Origin of the sequence: Bradyrhizobium sp. RDI18 (genome assembly GCF_043203335.1) — a bacterium.
Taxonomy (GTDB): domain Bacteria; phylum Pseudomonadota; class Alphaproteobacteria; order Rhizobiales; family Xanthobacteraceae; genus Bradyrhizobium; species Bradyrhizobium retamae.
This window is the reverse complement of record NZ_JBICRN010000008.1, coordinates 1,731,493-1,750,460: the sequence shown is the minus strand read 5'-3', so window position 1 is coordinate 1,750,460 and position 18,968 is coordinate 1,731,493. Positions and strand designations below refer to the sequence as shown.

Sequence of the window (18,968 nt, the reverse complement as noted above, 5' to 3'; positions counted from 1 at the left end):
GCAGGGCTCAGTCGCACAAAATAGTGTATCGGCAAGCATCAAAGCGCCGGACCCTGTTCCCGCGCCACCACGCCAAGATTTTCGGAGGAAGTTCATGTCGGCTCTGCCACTATCGGGCATCAAAATTCTCGACCTGACGCGGGTGCTCGCTGGTCCCTTGTCGGCGCAGATGCTCGCCGATCTCGGCGCCGAGGTGATCAAGATCGAACGTCCCGGCGGCGGCGACGACGCGCGCGCCTTCGGCCCGCCTTACCTCAGGGATCCCGAGGGCAAGCAGAACAACAACAACTCGTTCTACCTCTGCGCCAACCGCAACAAGAAATCCCTCACCGTCAATATAGCGGCCCCGGAGGGCCAGGAGATCATTCGCGAGCTCGCCAAGAGCTGCGATGTGATGATGGAGAATTACAAGGTCGGCGATCTCAAGCGCTACGGGCTCGATTACGAATCGATCAAGGCGATCAATCCCGGCATCATCTATTGCTCGGTGACCGGTTTCGGCCAGACCGGCCCTTACGCGCCGCGCGCCGGTTACGACGCGATCCTGCAGGCAATGGGCGGCTTGATGAGCGTCACCGGCCATATCGACGGCGAGCCCGGCGCCGGCCCGATGAAGGTCGGCCCCTCGATCGTCGACTACATGACCGGCATGAACTCATCGATCGGCATTCTTGCCGCGCTCTATCACCGCAAGGTCAATGGCGGGGAGGGGCAGCATGTCGACGTCTGCCTGTTCGACACCGTGATCGCCGCGCTGTCGCATTACGCGCAGATCTTTCTCGTCAACGGCCAGACCCCGCCGCGGCGCGGCACCTGGGGCAATGGCGGCATGCCGGCCGGCGTGTTCCGATGCACCGATGGGGAATTGATGCTGGTGGTCGGCAATGACGGCCAATTCCAGCGCACCTGCGCCGTGCTCGGCGCGCCCGAACTCGCCACCGATCCGCGCTTCGTCAAGAACAACGACCGCGTCGTCCACGGCAAGGAGATCATGGCGATCTTCGCCGGGCTGTTCCTGAAGAAGCCGGTCGGCTACTGGCTGGAAGAGCTGGAGAAGGCCGGCGTGCCCTCGGGGCCCATCAACGATTTCTCGCAGGTGTTTTCCGATCCGCATGTCCGCTCGCGCGGCATGCAGGTCAAGGTCAGCCATCCGCTGCAGTCCGACCTGTCGCTGATCCGCAACGCGATCACGTTCTCCGGCACCCCGGTGAAGGACTATCGCGCCCCGCCGCTGCTCGGCGCGGATACCAAGGACGTGCTGGCGACGATCGGCTACGACGAGGCGAAGGTGGAAGCGCTGAAGGAGAAGAAGATCGTCTGATCTTCTTGGTCATCCGGGGGCTGATTTCCCCGTCATTCCGGGGCGCGCGAAGCGCGAACCCGAATCCATTTCTCTTCCGAGCAAGCGGCGCGATGGATTTCCGGGCTCTCGCTTTGCGAGCCCCGGAATGACAGCTTCTTCGATATCGGGATTGACTATGTCGCAGTGATATAGGCCGCTTGGAAGCTCGGACCATGGCCAATGGATCACTTGCTACCGATGTGCCAAGCGTCCATCATGCCCCGGTGGATATTCGCTCTATGATTGCAAGAATCCGGCATGTTCTGCAGGCTTCGGTCCTTCCTGCTTCTGGCGTTTTTGACGCTGTCGCAGTCTGTCAGCGCCGCTGATCTCCTCGTCGACGGCGTCCCGCTTCCGTCCGACGCAACTGTTGCAGCGGCGACGCCTGCCGGGGCATTCGAGTCATGGAAACACGTTTGGGCTGGCCTCTGGGGCGATAGGCTCAAGCATATCCTGCTCGTTGAATCCGTCAGCGAGGATGGCGCGGCACGAGTCGTCTATGCGCTGGGCGACGATTCCCGCGCCGGACGTCAGAGGAGGTGGCGGCGTTTTGAGGGGACTGTTTCTGCGCGTATGCTCAATGTAATGGGTGAGGGATTCTCAGCAACCTACGAGATGGCCGAAAGTGGCGGTCTGAAGGCCCACTTCAAGCGCGGCAACATCATTAGCAGTGCTGACATGAACAGAGCCGACTTCGCGTCTCTAACCAGAGAGAATGCCGTTGTCGCATGGACGCGCGGCAAGTCCGAGTTCCTGCAAACCGATCTGATCGAAGACGGCAAACCCATCCGCCTCGAGGCGGTGATCTTTCGCCCCACAGGCGCGGGGCCGTTTCCATTGACCGTGATCAATCATGGATCGACGGGCGGAGGCGTTATCCTGCCCACCGAAACCTGGTTTTCCAGCGATCTGGCGAATTTTTTGAATGACCGCGGATGGATCGTGGCCTTTCCGCAGCGTCGCGGCCGCGGCAAATCCGACGGACTCTACGACGAGGGTTACGCCTGCAACGTCGACATGTCGCTCCGTGGCGCGGATCGCGCATTGGCCGATATCAATGCTGCGATATCAGCCCTGCGGCGACGGCAAGACGTTGCCCCCACACCCATTCTGATCGGTGGACAATCGCGCGGCGGCGTGTTGTCGATCGCCTATGCCGGGCTACATCCAGAGCAAGTTGCCGGCGTCGTCAATTTTGTCGGCGGCTGGGCACGCGAAAGTTGCTTTGTCGCGAGCACCGTGAACCATTCGCTTTTCGAACGGGCGCCGCCTACGCGCGGCCAACGATCTGGCTCTACGGTCAACACGACACGTTTTATTCGCTCACCCACAGCCGGAATAATTTCGCAGCTTTCGAGAAAGCCGGCGGCCGGGGAAAATTCCTGGAGTTCGAAGCGCCGGCTGGCCAGGGGCACTTTGTGTTTCGGCGTTCGAACCTCTGGTCGGGACCGCTTGACAGCTATTTGAAATCGCTCGCTGCACCGGCGCGACACTAGACTAGAGGCCGCGTGGCGGCCTTGCCGCCAGCCTCACACGCGCGCGTCGCTGGAGCCGGAGCCAAAGCATGCGCGGCTGGGTAAAGTTAGCGCAGGCCCTGACGGTTGATCAGGATCCGATGGATCTGGATGAACTCCGGCAGCTCGATCAGAAACTCTGGATCACGGTCAAGATGGTGAACCTTGGTCGGCTCGCCCTTGGTGAAAGCGGTCATCGACTTTAGATCGCTCCAGTAGGAAATTGTCGTAAACCAGCTCTCCTTTTCGCGGTCTTCCCGGAATAGTTGGACGCCGAGCGCCGTTTTCTCCAACGGCGGGATTCCTTCCGCTCGAATGTAAGCTTCATAATCGTCGGCGATTTCAGGCCGCGTGCGGCCTCGCCAGATGCGGGCAATCGTCGGCTGGGTTGGCATCGGCAACTCCTTTGTCGTCAGCCCGACTACAACGACATTGCCGGCCGCGGCGTTCCCCCATCAATTCCGCGCCACGCGCGATGCCCGCATCGGCTGGATGTCCTGCATAACCGGCGCGACCGACTGCGCGAATAGTTTCGCCACCGGACTGAGCGAGCGATCCTTCAGCGCGATCAGGCCGATCGCGCCGCGTGTGGTCGGCAGCCGCACGTCGACGCCGGTTAGTAGCGGATGTTCGTTCGGTGTCGTCAACATTGCCCGGGGATGAATGCCGAGGAAATTGCCGTTGCCCACCAGCACGCTCAGCGAATACGTGCACGACGTGGTCACTGTCGCACGGGGAAACGCCAGGCCTTGCGCTTCGAATTCGCCGCGCATGATTCCGGTGAGGAAGCCTGTTGGGGGAGGGAGCACCCACGGCTCGCCGACGAGTTCGGCCAGGGAAACGTTGCGGCGCCGGGCCCACTTGCTTTGCTTGCTGCAGAGGACCACCAGTTCGTCGTGAAACAACGTCTCGACGCTTAGATCATCGTTGCCGGCCATCGACGCGAGCCGGCTGATGACGATCTCCACATCGCGCTGGCGCAACTGGCGGAGCAGCACGTCAGTCGGGCCCACGGTCAGATCAAACCGCATTCGCGGATAGCGCGGCACCAGGCGGTTGAACACTGCCGAGGCGACCGCCGACATCGGTGGGGTCGTGCCGATTCGCAATTCGCCGACCTCGGGGTCGGCGAGCGACGCAATCTCGCTGATGCCGTGCCGCAACTCGTTGAACACGATGGCGCTGCGCTCCAGCAGGGCCCGTCCATAGACCGTCGGTGTGACGCCCTGCGACGAACGCTCGAGCAGCGGCACGCCCACGGCATGCTCCAGCTCTGAAATCGCATAGGAAACGGCGGGCTGGGTTATGGCCAGATGAGCCGCCGCTTTGGCCATGCTGCCGGTTTGGGCCGCGGTCTGAAGCACACGAAGATCGCGAAGCTTGATGCGTCCGTCGAGAGCAGGGCTTCGGTCCATGTACGCCTCCATCAATGGATTTTATCGCCATATAAAGAAAACAAGACTTCCTTTATGGATCATCAAGGCACAGGGTCGGGTGGTCAAGATCATAACGACCATCTGCCAGTAGCGAGGGCGTCCATGCGCATGATCCGAGTTGCATTGGCAATGATGCTTGGCCTGATGGCGGATCATGCCGGGGCCCAGACGGGCGAATCCCCGATCCGGATTGTGTTGCCGTTTCCGGCCGGCGGTGTCGGCGATACGGCTTTGCGGATGATCGCGGAGTCGATGCGCGTGCAGCTCAATCGGACCGTCATCGTCGAGAGCAGACCTGGCGCGGCGGGACGCCTCGGCATCCAGTCGGTGAAGGGTGCGCCGGCTGACGGTACGGTCCTGCTGTTCACGCCGATCGCGCCGATGGTGCTCTTCCCGCACGTCTACGACAATTTGGCCTATGATCCGGCCCGGGACTTTCAACCGATCTCGCAGGTTGGGACCTTCGACCTTGGCGTCGCGGTGGGCGCGAACGTGCCCGCCAAGAACCTAAAGGAATTGGTTGACTGGTTGAAGAGTCATCCCGATCAGGCGGCTTATGGAACGCCGGCCGCGGGATCGTTGCCGCACTTCTTTGCGGTGCTCTTTGCGCGCCAAGCCAATCTCGAACTCCGTCACGTCGCCTACAAAGGCAATCCGCAAGCCATCACCGACCTGATCGGCGGTCACCTGCCGCTGTTCTTCACCTCGACGCAGGACCTCGTCGAGGCCCACAAGGCCGGACGTATCCGCGTTCTTGCGACGTCGGGCCGGGCGCGATCACCGGTGCTGCCGGAAGTGCCGACGTTTACCGAAGGCGGCTACGGCATTCGCGGCGAGGGCTGGTATGGTATCTACGCTCCTGCCGCAACACCGGCCGAGCTGATCACGCAATTGAACCGGGCCGTGCGCCACGCGGTAGGCACGCCAGAGTTCGGCAAGCGCCTGACAGCCTTGGGCGTTCAACCCACCGGCACTTCACCTGAGGAATTTTCAAGGATTCAGAAATCCGACTCCGAACTATGGGGACCGGTGGTGAAGGCATCCGGCTTCAGACCCGAATAACTCACGGGCCAATTGCGGCCGTCGTGTAACAAATTCAACCCTCATGGTGAGGAGGCGCTTAGTGCGGGCAAAGGAGCGTTAGCGACGTGCCCGCCATCTTATCGTTGAGCGCGCTGCTTGACGGTGGGCACGCTTTCGCCTTGCCCACACTACAAACTGCGAGCTGATTTGCTGCGCGCCCAAGCGAAACTTTCAATGCTCGGCTGCGACCAATTGGCACGACGGGCAAATCACTTCTGATTTTCAGAAATCGTGTCAAGCTCCGGAAACAAAAATATTCTGCTTTCGTTCTCACCCAAATCAGTCGCATAACTCCGCCCGTCTCACGGCGGATGAGGGGCGTTGGCCATCGTCACTGACGTGCGGTGAGATGCGATGGACGCTGATGGCGCGATAGACGTACGCGCCGGAGGCGTACGGTGAAGTCGTGTGGTTCGGGCGCCGCGGTGCTGGCGTTAAGTCGGCGGGAATTATCCCGTCGGCGACGGAGGCAAAAGAGCCGTTCTCCGGGAAGAGCACGAAGTAAGCCGTAAAGCCATTGCGCAGGGAAGGCCGGGATGCTCCCGCTGTACCTGTATGCTCGTGTGCGTTTTTCTTTGCGCACTTTGCACACGAGACCGCGGGTGCGGCGCGCACCCGGTCTTCCCTGCGCCCTCTGACAAAGAGGGCGGGCAAAGAAGATGCAAAGCTCGGGCAAAACATGTCGCGAGATCGCGATCGCACACTCAATTGTCGTCACCCGCGAAGGCGGGTGATCCAGATGCTATGAGGGGGTGGCGGCAGGGTCAGCGGCGGCGAGGGTATCGACACCTCGGGCGCCGTGGTCACGCAATGGAGCACCCCATGTCGCAACCGTTTGACGTCAGCAGGTCCCTCACCGCCTTCGAGCAGGATAACACACTCGTTGCAGTTATCGAGATGAGCCAGTCGAAGTGGCTGGTTGCAGCTATGATCCCCGGTGTCACACGCCGGCCGCTGAAGAAGCTTGATGCAGACGCGAACGCTCTGCTGAAGCTGCTGCAGCGCTGGTGCGAGGAAGCGCACAAGGCGGGACGTGCGATCAAGCAGATCGTCTGCGCCTATGAGGCTGGACGGGATGGATTCTGGCTGGCCCGCTGGCTGCAGGCCCGCGCCATCGAAGCTTATGTCATCCATCCTGCGAGCATCGCGGTGTCTCGCGAGCACCGGCGTGTCAAAAGCGATCGGATCGACACGGAACTGCTGATGCGTTCGCTGCTGGGTTGGCTGCGTGGTGAGAAGCGCCATTGCAGCATGGCCACGATCCCGACCATGGCGGAAGAAGACGCTCGACGACCGGGCCGCGAGCGGGAGAGCCTGGTGAGCGAGCAGACGCGGATCGTCAACCGGGTCAAAGCCGTCCTCGCCTTGTTCGGCATCGGCGGGTTCAATCCGAGGCTTCGCAAGGCGGCGCAGCAACTGGAGACACAGCGTACCGCGGAAGGAACGCCGCTGCCGGACAATGCCAGGGGCGGAACTGCGCCGCGATCTGGAGCGGCTATGCCTGGTGCGCGACCAGATCCGCGCCATCGAAAGCGCACGGCTGCAGCGCCTCACCGCTGCGCCGGCCACATCTCAAGGACCCCATGCGATGGTTCGTCTGATCGCAAGGGTTCTGGGCATTGCCATCGAGACCGCCGACATGCTGGTGAATGAGATTCTGTCGCGCAATCTGCGCGATCGCAGAGCTGTCGCGCGCTATGCCGGGCTGACCGGCGCGCCGGACGAGAGCGGTCAGCGCCGGCGCGAGAAGGGACTGGCCCGCGCCGGCAACGGCCGGGTTCGCCGGGGGATGATCCAACTGGCCTGGCGCTGATCTTTCAGAAGGGCAGCCGGCTCGCCAACTGGTTCCGTGAGCGCACCGCCGATGGCCGACGCACCACGCGCAAGACCATGATCGTGGCACTAGCGCGTAAGCTACTCATCGCCCTGTGGCGGCTGGTGACCACCGGTCAGGTGACGGAGGACATCAAGTTGCGTCCCGTCGGCACCTGACCGTGCAGCTTCCCTTAACCCCACACCACTGACGGTTTGGCAGCCCGGCTTGCGGTCTGCCAACGGCATCCGAGGTGGCGATGATCCGCAGGAATACATGGCCTTTGCGCCGCGACCCAGAATGGACCCGCCGCCCCGGAGCTCGCCCCGATGCGCATGCATGCATCATGGTTCTGATCCCGATCGATCAACCGAATACAAGTCTGCGACGCGATATCGCGTCCAAGGCGGGCTCGCCTCGGAAGTCGTCCTCATCTCGCCATCGCCATCTCCGCGGGCCGACCTCAAGCCTGCCGCCAAGCTCGCGACCGTCAAGGGCTGCGTCGCTACGCGATGGCCTCCGGCCACCCTTGACGGTCGCTGCGCCAAGGCGGACAGCCCGTCTTGAGGTCGGCCCGCGGAGATGTCGGCCTCCCTCGGAGATCAACGCAATGACCTAGCAACGACGACCATTGACCAGGCCCATACAAGTATTCCAGAGACAGCAGTGATTGAACTGAGAAGCCGCGGCGTACTGGATCCCCCGCCTTCGCGGGGGATGACAGTGGTGGGTGTCGCTACTTCTACGTCATTGCGAGCGAAGCCATGCAATTCATTCTTATGCTTCGCTCATAGACTACCAGAAGCTCACAAATCTTGCCGGGTCAGCCTTCCATGCGGCATCGCCGATCGAACCGGTGCCTTCTTCGCCGGCATCTCGCCGCCGGTCAGCGCCATCACCGAGACCGCGACCACGCGGTCAACGATGGCATCGACGTCGTTGAGGTCGCATTGTCCTTCCGACAATTTCGTCAGCCGCTCTTTTTCCCGGATGGTGTGATGCGACATCGCCAGCGCGAAGTGCAGGCCCCAATAGAGCTCGGCGTTGTCGCGGCCAGGCAGCGAGCGGCGCATCGCGGCGATGAATTTCCGCAGATGATCGACTTCGCGGTTCTTGATGCGGCGGATTGGCGGCACCGATTCAATGGATGCGCGGATCATGAAGCGCGCCGCGGTCGAACCCTCGCGGTCCGGGCCGAGGCAGCCGCGCAGGGGAGGGCCTACCAGCGCGTGCAAAATGGCGTCAATCGGCGCGCGGCCGCCGCCTTGTTCCTCCGCAAGTTTCAACTCGTTGAGACGCTCGCGGTTGGTAGCAAGGCTGCGGGTGACGAACAGCTCCGCGATCAATTCGTCCTTGGAACCGAAGTGATAATTCACCGCAGCGAGATTGACGTTCGCTTCCGCGACGATGTCGCGCAGCGTCACGTCGCTGAAGCCGCGATCGGCGTAAAGCTTTTCCGCGGCGGCAAGGATGGCAGACCGGGTCCGATCGCTCGACATATCTGGGCCCCGTTTGGGGAGTTGCAATTCAAACAGTTGTATGAAACTATCGTTTGAAGGGTTGGAAATGTCAATAACGTTTATGAACGTGTCGCATCTCCAGCCGACCGGACTGTCAGGTCACAAAACGGCTTGCCGGCCGCGAGCGGCGGGCAGACAGTGCGGCCAAACGATTTCAGAAGCCGAGAGCCGAGGAGCGTCCCATGAATTTCGATATGTCAGACAAGCAAAAGGAATGGCTGAACCGCGTCCGCGCGTTCATGAACACCCATGTCCGCCCCGCGGTGCCGATCTATAAGCAACAGGATTCGGCGGGCGAGCGCTGGAAGGTGATTCCGATCCTGGAAGATCTGAAGAAGAAGGCGCGCGCTGAAGGCCTCTGGAACATGTTCATGCCGCCGTCCTCGCATGAGGATGATGAATTCCGTGGCGCGGGATTGACCAATCTGGAATACGCGCCGCTCTCCGAGGAGATGGGCCGCATCAGTTGGGCCTCCGAAGTCTTCAATTGCTCCGCGCCCGATACCGGCAACATGGAAGTGTTCATGCGCTATGCCACCAAGGAGCAGAAGCGCAAATGGCTGCGTCCGCTGATGGACGGCGAAATCCGTTCCGCCTTCCTGATGACCGAGCCAGCGGTGGCATCGTCGGATGCCACCAACATCGAAACCCGCATCGAGAAGGACGGCGATCATTACGTCATCAACGGCCGCAAATGGTGGTCGTCCGGCGTCGGCGATCCTCGCTGCAAGGTCGCGATCCTGATGGGCAAGACCGACCCGAACGCGGCGCGCCACCAGCAGCAGTCGCAGATTATCGTTCCGCTCGACACGCCCGGCATCAAGGTGGAAAAAATGTTGCCGGTGTTCGGCTTTGACGATGCGCCGCACGGCCACGCCCAGGTGCTCTTGGAGAATGTCCGCGTTCCCAAGGAGAACATCCTGCTCGGCGAGGGCAGGGGCTTTGAGATCGCGCAGGGCCGTCTCGGTCCGGGCCGCATCCATCACTGCATGCGCACGATCGGCAAGGCCGAGGAGGCGCTGGAGAAGATGGTGCGTCGGCTGTCGTCGCGCACTGCGTTCGGCAAAAAGATTATCGAGCATTCGGTCTGGGAACAGCGCATCGCGGAAGCCCGCATCGATATCGAGATGAACCGCTTGCTGTGCCTCAAGGCCGCCGACATGATGGACAAGGTCGGAAACAAGACCGCGCAACTCGAGATCGCCATGATCAAGGTGGCGGCGCCGAACATGGCGTTGAAGATCATCGACAACGCGATCCAGGCGTTCGGCGGCGGCGGCGTCTCTGATGACGCCGGACTGGCGGTGGACTACGCGCATGTGCGCACGCTGCGGCTGGCGGACGGCCCGGACGAGGTGCATAACCGCGCCATTGCCAGACTTGAACTTCGGAAGTATGCAAACGCTACGCACTAACGGGAGGCCATCGATGGCGCTCCCCAAAGTCCAAGAAGAATCCAAGGGAGCGTCATCGTGGCGGACGGCGTCAGGAAAGACGAAGAGTTCTCGGGCACCAAGGAAGTCGAGGAGCGCCATCGCATCAACGAGGCGAGCCTCGACGGCTGGATGCGCGAGCATGTCGAGGGCTACCAGGGGCCGCTAAAGGTCCTGCAGTTCAAGGGCGGCCAGTCCAACCCGACCTACAAGCTCGAAACACCGGCCCGATCCTACGTGATGCGCCGAAAGCCGTTCGGCAAATTGCTGCCGTCGGCGCATGCGGTCGACCGCGAGTTCCGCGTCATTGCAGCGCTCGGCAAGCAGGGCTTTCCGGTCGCGAAGGCCTACGCGCTGTGCACCGACGACGCCGTGATCGGGGCCACCTTCTACATCATGTCGATGGAAGACGGCCGGGTATTTTGGGACCCGACACTGCCGAGCCAGACGCCGGACAACAGGCGCAAGATATTCACCAGCAAGATCGAGACGCTGGCGAAGCTCCATGTCTTCAATCCGGAGCAGATCGGGCTCGGCGATTTCGGCAAGCCGGGCAATTATTTCGCGCGCCAGATCGACCGCTGGACCAAGCAATACCGCGCCTCGGAAACCCAGCACATTCCGGAATTCGAAAAGGTGGCCGAATGGCTGCCGCGAACTGTACCTGAACAGAAGCGCGTCTCGATCGTCCACGGCGACTACCGCCTCGACAACATGATTTTCCACGCGACGGAACCGCGGGTGCAGGCGGTGCTGGACTGGGAGCTGTCGACGCTCGGCGATCCCATGGCCGACTTCACCTATCTGTTGATGCAGTGGACCATGCCGGGCTTGGAAAAAGCCGATCTCAAGGCGCTGAACATTCCGAGCGTGGAGGAGGCGGCGCAGATCTACTGCAACGTCACCGGCATGGAAGTGCCCGATCTCAACTGGTACTTCGCCTACAACATGTTCCGCCTCGCCGGCATCACGCAGGGTATCGCCGGCCGGATCCGCGACGGCACCGCCGCCAACGCCAAGGCGCTGGAGTCGGCGGCGCGCACGGTGCCGCTGTCGAAGTCCTCCTGGGAATATGCTCAGAAGGCCGGCGCGACCTAACGGAATTGGCACTCTCTCCGAATATCCGCGGCAGCCTGCTGATGGCGGTGTCCATGGCGGCGTTCACCATGAACGACTCCATCACCAAGGCGGTGTCGTCAGAGATGAACTTCGGCCAGGTGATGCTGGTGCGCGGGCTGTTTGCGATTTTGCTGGTCGCGGCGTTCGCGTACTATCAGGGCGCGCTGCGTCCGCTGCGCACGCTGATGCTCAAACCGGTGGCGCTCAGGGTGTTGGGTGAGATCGGCGGCACGATCTCGTTCATGGCGGCGCTCGTGCATCTGCCGCTCGCCAACACCTCGGCGATCTTCCAGGCGCTGCCGCTTGCGATCACGCTCGGCGCCGCGGTCATCTTCGGCGAGCCTGTCGGCTGGCGGCGCTGGTCGGCAATTGTCGCAGGCTTCATCGGCGTGCTCATCATCGTGCGGCCGGGGTTGGCGGGCTTCAGCGAGTACTCGCTGTTCGCGCTGGTGTCGGTCGCGTTCTGCGCGCTGCGCGACCTCGCTACCCGAAAAATCCCAGCGAAGATTCCCTCGCTGTTCATCACCTTGCTGACGACCGTCACGGTGACGGCGGCCGGCGGCGCTATCCTCGTTCCGCTCGGCGGCTGGACGCCGCCATCGGCGAGCGCCCTTGGCCTGCAGGCGCTGGCCGCGGTGCTGCTGCTGATCGGCTATCAATGCATCATCTCGGCGCTGCGCTCGGGCGACATCTCGGCGGTGGCGCCGTTCCGCTATTCCGCGCTGCTATGGGCGATGCTGCTCGGCTACGTCTTGTTCGGCGACGTGCCCGACGCGATGATGGTGCTGGGCGCCTCGATCATCGTGTTGTCAGGCCTCTACGCCTTCTACCGCGAGCGCATCCGCCACCGCGCGCTGGCGGCAGAGTCATCGGGCCTGCCGCCGGACGGGTTGTGATGATGAAGCCGTGGCGATCAGATCGGCTTGCCGGTATACGGCATCGAGGCGGTGAGGCCGCCGTCGACCGGGATCGCCTGGCCGTTGACGTAGGAAGCCTCGTCGCTGGCGAGGAACAGGCCCATCGCGGCGAGCTCGTGCGGCTGGCCGGCGCGCTTCAGGGGATTGAGCTGGCCGATCTTGTCGGAGGTGCCGCGCTCCTTGGCGCGGTCGAATACCGGCTTGGTCATGCCGGTCTCGATCAGGCCGGGGCAGACCGCGTTGATGCGCACGCCGGTGCCGGACAGCGAATAAGCCGTGGTCTGCACCAGGCTGATGACGCCGGCCTTGCTCGCGCCATAGGGATGTCCGCTGGCGCCGGCCTTCAGACCCGCGACGGAGGCGGTGCACACGATCGAGCCGGATTTTTGCCGGATCATGTGCGGCATCGAATGCTTGATCGCGAGAAATGGCCCGATCAGATTGATGCGCAAAACTTCCTGCCAATGTTCGACGGTCTGCTCGGCCAGCGGCACCAGTCCGCCGCTGACGCCGGCATTGGCCCAGATCGCATCGAGCCGGCCGTACTTCGAAACCGCCTTGTCGATGAACGCCTTCACATCGGCTTCCGAACCGGCATCCGCCATGACAGCCTCGACGGTGCCGCCGCCATCGCTGACGAGCTTGGCGGTCTCCTTCACGCCGTCGGTGCGGTCGACGATCACGAGCTTCGCGCCTTCCCTGGAGAACAGCACCGACGCCGCGCGCCCGATGCCGCTGCCTGCACCTGTGATGATGACGGATTTGCCTTCGAGGCGGCCCATGAGCTTCTCCCTGTAGTGTTATGCGTGTCGGCGTGTGCCGCGTTGCGGAATTCAAACAAGATTTCAAACGCCAAGTCACTTGAGACGATGCGTGCTCTGACGTACAGCGACAACGAACAGTATTGAAGGGGCGTTGCGATGTCCAATCCAGGCAAGTCGACGACAGTCACGACGCGATGGTGGTGGATCCGCCACGCGCCGGTTCGCGAAGATAACGGCTGCATTTACGGGCAGAAGGATCTCGGCTGCGACTGCAGCGATCGCATCGTATTCGAGGCGGTCGGAAAAATCCTGCCGCGCAACGCAATCTGGTATGCAAGCAATCTGAAGCGCACGCACCAGACCGCGCACGCGATCTGGGCCGCGGGCTTTCCGAAGCCTTCGGAGATGCCGCATGTGAACGCATTCGCCGAGCAGCATCTCGGTGAGTGGCAGGGCCTCGATCGTGCAGCGTTCCTCGCCAGCCGTCCGCTCGGCAGTCACTGGTTTGCGGAAATCGACGAGGTCCCGCCCGGTGGTGAGAGTTTTATGGACCTCTACAACCGCGTCAGCGGTGCTATCGAGCGCATCAATGCCGAACAGGCGGGCAGGGACGTGATCGTCGTCGCCCATGGCGGCACGATCAGAGCCGCCATCGGTCATGCACTCGGCGGCCATCCCGATAAGGGCATGGCCTTCGATATCGACAATTGCTCGGTGACGCGGCTCGATCACCTCTCCAGCGCCAGTCACAGCCGTTGGCGGCTGCCGATGGTCAACCAGCAGCCATGGATCGCGGACGCTTCGCACCAAGCCATGCACCAGCCGGCCGGGCCGGAGGTCGAGCCGCCGTCGACCAAGCTCGGTTGACGCCTTAAGTTGTCGACGGCCGCAAAGGCTGCTTAGTTCGAATTGAAGACGAAGCCGGCATCGCGCTGGACCAACATCGGGGAGAGAGACATGAGCTTGTTCGATATGACCGGAAAAGTCGCCGTCATCACCGGCTCGACGCGCGGCATCGGCCGTGCCATCGCCGAGCGGATGGCCGAGCACGGCGCGAAGGTCGTGATCTCCTCGCGCAAACAGGATGTTTGCGACCAGGTCACCAAGGAAATCAACGACAAGTTCGGCAAGGCGACAGCGGTCGCGATCGCCGCGAACATTTCCAGCAAGGAAAACCTGCAAAACCTCGTCGACGAGTCCAATCGCGCCTTCGGCAAGATCGACGTGCTGGTCTGCAACGCCGCGTCCAATCCCTATTACGGCCCGCTCGGCGGCATCTCCGATGAACAGTTCCGCAAGATCCTGGACAACAACATCGTCGCCAACAATTGGCTGATCAACATGGTGGTGCCGCAGATGATCGAGCGCAAGGACGGCTCGATCGTGATCGTGTCCTCGATCGGCGGGTTGAAGGGCTCGACTGTGCTCGGCGCCTACGCGATCTCGAAGGCGGCCGACATGCAACTCGCGCGCAATCTGGCCTGCGAATACGGCAAGCACAATATCCGCGTGAACTGCATCGCGCCCGGCCTGATCAAGACCGATTTCGCCAAGGCGCTGTGGGACAATCCGGAGACGCTGAAGGCTTCCACCGCGCGCTCGCCGCTCTTGCGCATCGGCGTGCCGGACGAGATCGCGGGCGCTGCGGTGCTGATGGGGTCGAAGGCCGGCGACTTCATGACGGGGCAGACCATCGTGATCGACGGCGGCGCGACGATCAGTTGATTGCGTGAACTCGTGTCCCGGATGCGGTGCAGCGCGAAAGCGCTGCTCCGCAGAGCCGGGACCCATACTGGCTGTCAGCGGCGCGTGGGCCCCGGCTCTGCAGCGCACCGCTTCGCGCTGCGTCGCGTCCGGGGCACGAGAAATCACTCTACCGCCGCGTAGACCAGATCCCGCAGCATGTTGCGGATGTATTCGCGCTGGCCGGGGCCCTGCATCATGAAGACCGTGAACAGGTCTTCCGCGGGATCGATGAAGAAGAACGTGCCGGCCATGCCGCTCCAGAAAAACTGGCCGAGCGATCCCGGGAACGGCGCGATGCCTTTGTGAGTGCGAACCGCGAAGCCTAGGCCAAAACCATGACCGGGCGGCATCAGCGGCGAGTCCACCTTTACGCCTGGGGCGAGATGATCCGACGCCATCAGCTCCAGCGTCTTGCGGCCGATGATCCTGTTGCCGTCGAGCGCGCCGCCGTTAAGCAGCATCTGGCAGAACCGCGCATAGTCCATGGTGGTCGAGAGCAGCCCGCCGCCGCCGGATTCCATCGCGGGCTTCTCCAGCATGTTGAAGAGCTGCACCTTGTCGCCATTCCATGGATCATTCGCGAACGGTTCGGCGAGGCGGCCGGCGTTCGCTTCCGAGGTATGGAAAGCGGTCTCAGCCATCTGCAGCGGCGCCAGGATGCGTTCGGTCAGGAACGCGCCGAGCGACTTGCCGGAGACGACTTCGATGATGCGGCCCAGGACGTCGGTCGAGCGGCTGTAGTTCCATTCCGCGCCGGGCTGGCAGATCAGCGGCATGCCGGCGATCATGGTCGCGTGCTCGGCGTTGGTGATCTTGCGACTGCGCAGCCGCGACTGCTGGTAGAGCTGCTGGACGAGGCCGTTGCCGGTGTGGTCGTAGGTCAGGCCGGACGTATGCCGCAGCAGGTCCTGAACCGTCATCTGCCGCTTCGCCGGCACCAGCTCGAGCTTGCCGTTGTTTTCGATGCCGACCTTCTGATCGGCAAACTCCGGAATGAATTTGGCGACGGGATCGCCAAGGATGAAGTGGCCGTCCTCGACCAGCATCATGATGCCGACCGAGACGATCGGCTTGGTCATCGAGAAGATGCGGAAGATGCTGTCATGCGCCATCGGAGCGCTGGCGGCCGGGCTCTGGCGGCCGATCGCATCGAACCAGCCGATCTGGCCGCGCCGGGCCACCATCACGGTGGCGCCGGGCAGGGTTCCCTTGTCCACCTCCCGCTTGAAAGCGTCCGACATCCGCTGCAGGCGGACGCCCGAGAGGCCGATGGTTTCCGGCTTGGCCTGCGGAAGCGAAGGGGTCTGGGGGGCGGACGTCTGCCGGGCGGCGGTCTGCGCGTTCATGGTCTCTCCCGTTGCGCTTGTTGTTATGGTGACCAAGTCTGGCGCAGAAGGCGTGCTTTGGATAGGGCGGTAAGCTGCTTCGCCCTTGCAATCGGGGCATGCCCTATGCTTGAAACGGCACGAACCGGCGCATGCGGCGGTTCCCTGCAGGAGTGTAGCTCAATTGGTAGAGCACCGGTCTCCAAAACCGGGGGTCGCAGGTTCGAGCCCTGCCACTCCTGCCATAATATCAATGACTTAGACGGGCTTCATTGCGGCACCGACAGGCGTTGCTACCGCTTTGCTACCGAATCGTTCCAGTACTAATCCTGTGATGGTGCTGGAAAGCCTCTCGTCGGCCTGCTTCAGGCGCTTTCGCTTCGTGTAATGATGTGGCGGACATTGACGACCAACTTTTTGTTCGCCGTGAACCATAGTCAGGAACTGCTGGAAGACCTCAAGGGGCGTTTCTATAAGAATTGGGAGCAGCAGAAGACAAGCGATGCGGCCAACGTCAGAGACAACGTCTAGACGGCGAGCCCAGCGCACGACTGCCAAAGCCCGGCCTTAGCGCCGGGCTTTTTCCTTGAGCGTACTGGCTTCGATCGCGCGCCGGTGTGTCAATGATGGCGAACAATCTGGCGATGGTGGACCCGTAAAAATCAGGCGGCTAAATTCAAGTTTTAAGCCACTTTGGGAGCCGCACAATGTTGCAGGGTATCCTTTGGCTATTCGATGATCCCATCGCCGATTTGCTGCTCGCCGGCACATTCATTCTGGTGGCCCTTCAGTTCCGACAGCTTAGACTCATGCAACACCGAACAGACAAGCTTGCATCGGAGGTCTACGAGCTAAAAATGCTGGTGAGGACGATGTCGTATGTGCCCGAGGCGGCCAGCTTGAAGCTTGCCGAGACAGAGCCGGCGCTGCCAACCTGACTGGTTGGGGCGAGCGTTTTCACCCTCGCTAGCGCGCTGGTGCCACGCCGCTGTCGCTGGTTGCGGTTTCCGCCGCGACAACAGGGGCGTTCCCGGCCATTCTATCGTCCTGTCGAAGCGGCCTGCCATCCACCTAGCGACGCTGACAATCGACGCGAATGGAAGCGCAAACTTTGCTCCAGCCGCGCCGTTCTCGCAGCGCGCGGGGGCCATCAGGGGGCCCGGGCTTAGCGCCGGGCTTTTTTTATGGGCACCAGGCGACGGCGCTTTTGGGCGAACAGCGACTTCGAGCGCACCAAGGCCCGCCAGTTCGGGCTGACTTGCCACTTATCGACGTTCAGCTAACTTCGGTGCAGCGGAGTGTCCCATGAATTGGCGATCTGCGGCAAGGAAGGCAAGCCTATGGATCGTCGGGTCTCTCGGCGTCGGTACATTGATTGCCAAAGCCATTGAAAAGTGGGGGGACCGAACCGGGTATCTCGACGACCCTACAAAGGGTCTCCAGTGGGCGCTCGCCAAAGCTGTTGCAGTCACGGATCACTGGTTCTTCTATCCAGCTTTGACTTTCCTGATCGGATTGGCGATCGGCTTGTGGGTTGATGCGTTATTTCGCAGCAGAAGCGCCGAAAGGGAAGCGGAGCTTGCACTGCTGGGATACGATCTGAGGGAATTCTCAGACTTCATTGTTGAGCGCGCTGGGCAGATTAACCAACGATGGCCGACGTGCATAAGTGACCGCATGCCAGACCTGCAAGCCTTACTAAATCGGGCGCGTGGCGCCGGGTTACCCGCTCCACCGCCAGAGGTCATGCAGCTAAGCGACGATGGCGAGCACTTTGCCGGTTACCTCCGGGACGTGGGCACGTTTCTGATCAACAATCAGTTTGCGGGAGCGAAGAACGTCGCCCTTCATTGGAATGCAGAGATCGAAAAATACGCCGCCAGCCGTCCGGGCGGCGGCGTTTGACTTCCTGGAGAACGCACAATCAAACGAACTTGCCAAAGCCCGGCCCAATAACGCTTGAATCATCCGTAGTCCTACGGGAGCAAATTGCAGCGCACGCGCACACAATCGCCCCAAATCAAGATAACCTTGACTAGAGCGAGGCCGTCACGGTGACTTATGACAACTCAGGAAGCCGTTGCATTCGGTGCCATGCTGACTTGGACGCCATCGCTCATCATCCTGGCGGCGTCGCTGTGGGACGTCCGCGAGCTCGACGGGATGGAATAGCCGGTCACACTTTGCCCAATTCCGTGCGTCGGGCCTCTATGGAAATCGACGCGCGCCAGATACAATCGTGAGTCGTTACATCTCATGATCGTGGGGGCGAGTCATGCAGAGCGAGTGGGAATCAATGACGACCGATGATCTGTTCGCGCTGCGCGAACAGATGCACGATGTGCTCAGCGCGAAGCTGACGGCTAAAAAAGATCGAGCTCGAACGTCGGCTGAAACAACTCAATCAGCAGTCAAAACTAATCCAGACGGTGAATCCTGCCCTGCCAGGGTATTGATGACCTTCGGACAATGCGGCCTCGCTTGGACGCTTCTGCCGCTCGTATCGATTCTTTGAGCTTCTGATTTTCCGTCCTTCGATTGAGAAGATCGGCCGTGGTCTGCAAAAGACGCTGCTCGAAATCGTGGAAAGACCGTCCCATCTGAAATACTCCCTGCCTACAAGACAAATTTTGGTTTCAAATAATGGTAGCTCGGCAAGCAATCATCGTGCCGCGCGCCCCCTGCTAGCACCGTATTTGTACGGTGCCACTATAGGCCGGGTTTGTTACAGGACGTTTTCAACATGTTCGGAAAACGGTTTCGTCAGGCCCGCCTGTAACTTCGGGAATAGTCCATCCGATGCGGGGTTGACTGGGGTAACGCTAGGCCAGTTGGCGCGTAACTCCACCATGTGGGACAGGGTAGACCGGTTTCGTAGAGAGGCTCAGGATTGCAAGGATCGGGCCGCAGGAGCACGGGACCCGATCGATGGAGATGCGTGGTTGAAGCTTGCTGA

The 18,968-nt window shown here is 61.7% G+C and carries 18 protein-coding genes and 1 tRNA gene; 14 read left to right on the top strand and 5 right to left on the bottom strand.

Annotated features, from left to right (window positions below; genetic code table 11):
* Positions 1–94 precede the first annotated feature (94 nt).
* Both ACFXS9_RS17495 and ACFXS9_RS17490 read left to right on the top strand, forming a co-directional pair.
* Positions 95–1,321 carry a CaiB/BaiF CoA transferase family protein gene (locus ACFXS9_RS17495; protein ID WP_392690649.1) on the top strand — a complete coding sequence of 409 codons (1,227 nt, stop codon included), beginning with the start codon at positions 95–97 and terminating at the stop codon, positions 1,319–1,321.
* Positions 1,322–1,600: 279 nt separating this feature from the next.
* Entirely contained in the window at positions 1,601–2,809 is a 1,209-nt protein-coding gene (locus ACFXS9_RS17490) for an alpha/beta hydrolase family protein (RefSeq protein ID WP_392690647.1), read from the top strand.
* A gap of 115 nt (positions 2,810–2,924) precedes the next feature.
* Here the strand turns inward: ACFXS9_RS17490 and ACFXS9_RS17485 are convergent, their stop codons facing one another.
* Both ACFXS9_RS17485 and ACFXS9_RS17480 read right to left on the bottom strand, forming a co-directional pair.
* Positions 2,925–3,251, bottom strand: a complete 327-nt coding sequence (locus ACFXS9_RS17485) for an antibiotic biosynthesis monooxygenase family protein (protein WP_392690645.1) — start codon at positions 3,249–3,251, stop codon at positions 2,925–2,927.
* Positions 3,252–3,311: 60 nt separating this feature from the next.
* Complete coding sequence (locus tag ACFXS9_RS17480; RefSeq protein WP_392690643.1) at positions 3,312–4,271, bottom strand: LysR family transcriptional regulator; 960 nt, start codon at positions 4,269–4,271, stop codon at positions 3,312–3,314.
* A gap of 123 nt (positions 4,272–4,394) precedes the next feature.
* Here ACFXS9_RS17480 and ACFXS9_RS17475 point away from each other — a divergent pair, with 123 nt between their 5' ends.
* From ACFXS9_RS17475 to ACFXS9_RS17465, 3 genes are all read left to right on the top strand, one after another.
* The gene (locus tag ACFXS9_RS17475; RefSeq protein WP_392690641.1) at positions 4,395–5,354 is read left to right on the top strand and encodes a Bug family tripartite tricarboxylate transporter substrate binding protein; all 960 of its coding nucleotides are present in this window, start codon (positions 4,395–4,397) and stop codon (positions 5,352–5,354) included.
* 843 nt (positions 5,355–6,197) lie between these two features.
* On the top strand, positions 6,198–7,028 hold the full coding sequence (locus ACFXS9_RS17470) for a hypothetical protein (protein ID WP_392690639.1): 831 nt from the start codon (positions 6,198–6,200) through the stop codon (positions 7,026–7,028).
* The gene (locus ACFXS9_RS17465) at positions 7,015–7,188 is read left to right on the top strand and encodes a transposase (protein ID WP_392690637.1); all 174 of its coding nucleotides are present in this window, start codon (positions 7,015–7,017) and stop codon (positions 7,186–7,188) included. Before ACFXS9_RS17470 ends, ACFXS9_RS17465 begins: the two co-directional genes overlap by 14 nt.
* 806 nt (positions 7,189–7,994) lie before the next feature.
* Here ACFXS9_RS17465 and ACFXS9_RS17460 read toward each other — a convergent pair.
* Positions 7,995–8,687 (bottom strand): TetR/AcrR family transcriptional regulator, encoded by a 693-nt coding sequence (locus ACFXS9_RS17460; protein WP_392690635.1) that lies wholly within the window; start codon positions 8,685–8,687, stop codon positions 7,995–7,997.
* 203 nt (positions 8,688–8,890) lie between these two features.
* Between ACFXS9_RS17460 and ACFXS9_RS17455 the strand changes: the two genes are divergently transcribed.
* Genes ACFXS9_RS17455 through ACFXS9_RS17445 form a run of 3 tightly spaced genes read left to right on the top strand, consistent with a single transcriptional unit; the run spans position 8,891 to position 12,156 of the window.
* The gene (locus ACFXS9_RS17455; RefSeq protein ID WP_392690633.1) at positions 8,891–10,123 is read left to right on the top strand and encodes an acyl-CoA dehydrogenase family protein; all 1,233 of its coding nucleotides are present in this window, start codon (positions 8,891–8,893) and stop codon (positions 10,121–10,123) included.
* A 57-nt stretch (positions 10,124–10,180) separates the two neighbouring features.
* Positions 10,181–11,239 carry a phosphotransferase family protein gene (locus tag ACFXS9_RS17450; protein WP_392690631.1) on the top strand — a complete coding sequence of 353 codons (1,059 nt, stop codon included), beginning with the start codon at positions 10,181–10,183 and terminating at the stop codon, positions 11,237–11,239.
* 5 nt (positions 11,240–11,244) lie between these two features.
* Positions 11,245–12,156, top strand: coding sequence for a DMT family transporter (locus tag ACFXS9_RS17445; RefSeq protein WP_392690629.1), 912 nt, complete (start codon positions 11,245–11,247; stop codon positions 12,154–12,156).
* A gap of 17 nt (positions 12,157–12,173) precedes the next feature.
* Here the strand turns inward: ACFXS9_RS17445 and ACFXS9_RS17440 are convergent, their stop codons facing one another.
* Entirely contained in the window at positions 12,174–12,959 is a 786-nt protein-coding gene (locus tag ACFXS9_RS17440; RefSeq protein ID WP_392690627.1) for an SDR family NAD(P)-dependent oxidoreductase, read from the bottom strand.
* A 138-nt stretch (positions 12,960–13,097) separates the two neighbouring features.
* On the opposite strand from ACFXS9_RS17440, the gene ACFXS9_RS17435 reads away from it, so the two are divergent.
* Positions 13,098–13,808, top strand: a complete 711-nt coding sequence (locus ACFXS9_RS17435) for a histidine phosphatase family protein (protein ID WP_392690625.1) — start codon at positions 13,098–13,100, stop codon at positions 13,806–13,808.
* 90 nt (positions 13,809–13,898) lie between these two features.
* Positions 13,899–14,666 carry an SDR family NAD(P)-dependent oxidoreductase gene (locus ACFXS9_RS17430; protein WP_392690623.1) on the top strand — a complete coding sequence of 256 codons (768 nt, stop codon included), beginning with the start codon at positions 13,899–13,901 and terminating at the stop codon, positions 14,664–14,666.
* Positions 14,667–14,809: 143 nt separating this feature from the next.
* Here the strand turns inward: ACFXS9_RS17430 and ACFXS9_RS17425 are convergent, their stop codons facing one another.
* On the bottom strand, positions 14,810–16,033 hold the full coding sequence (locus tag ACFXS9_RS17425) for a serine hydrolase domain-containing protein (protein WP_392690621.1): 1,224 nt from the start codon (positions 16,031–16,033) through the stop codon (positions 14,810–14,812).
* A 148-nt stretch (positions 16,034–16,181) separates the two neighbouring features.
* On the opposite strand from ACFXS9_RS17425, the gene ACFXS9_RS17420 reads away from it, so the two are divergent.
* The 4 genes from ACFXS9_RS17420 (at position 16,182) to ACFXS9_RS17405 (ending at position 18,527) form a co-directional block, all read left to right on the top strand.
* Positions 16,182–16,257 (top strand) — tRNA-Trp (locus ACFXS9_RS17420).
* A 462-nt stretch (positions 16,258–16,719) separates the two neighbouring features.
* On the top strand, positions 16,720–16,950 hold the full coding sequence (locus ACFXS9_RS17415; protein WP_392690619.1) for a hypothetical protein: 231 nt from the start codon (positions 16,720–16,722) through the stop codon (positions 16,948–16,950).
* Positions 16,951–17,317: 367 nt separating this feature from the next.
* Entirely contained in the window at positions 17,318–17,917 is a 600-nt protein-coding gene (locus ACFXS9_RS17410; protein WP_392690617.1) for a hypothetical protein, read from the top strand.
* A gap of 391 nt (positions 17,918–18,308) precedes the next feature.
* Positions 18,309–18,527 (top strand): hypothetical protein, encoded by a 219-nt coding sequence (locus tag ACFXS9_RS17405; RefSeq protein ID WP_392690615.1) that lies wholly within the window; start codon positions 18,309–18,311, stop codon positions 18,525–18,527.
* Positions 18,528–18,968 lie beyond the last annotated feature (441 nt).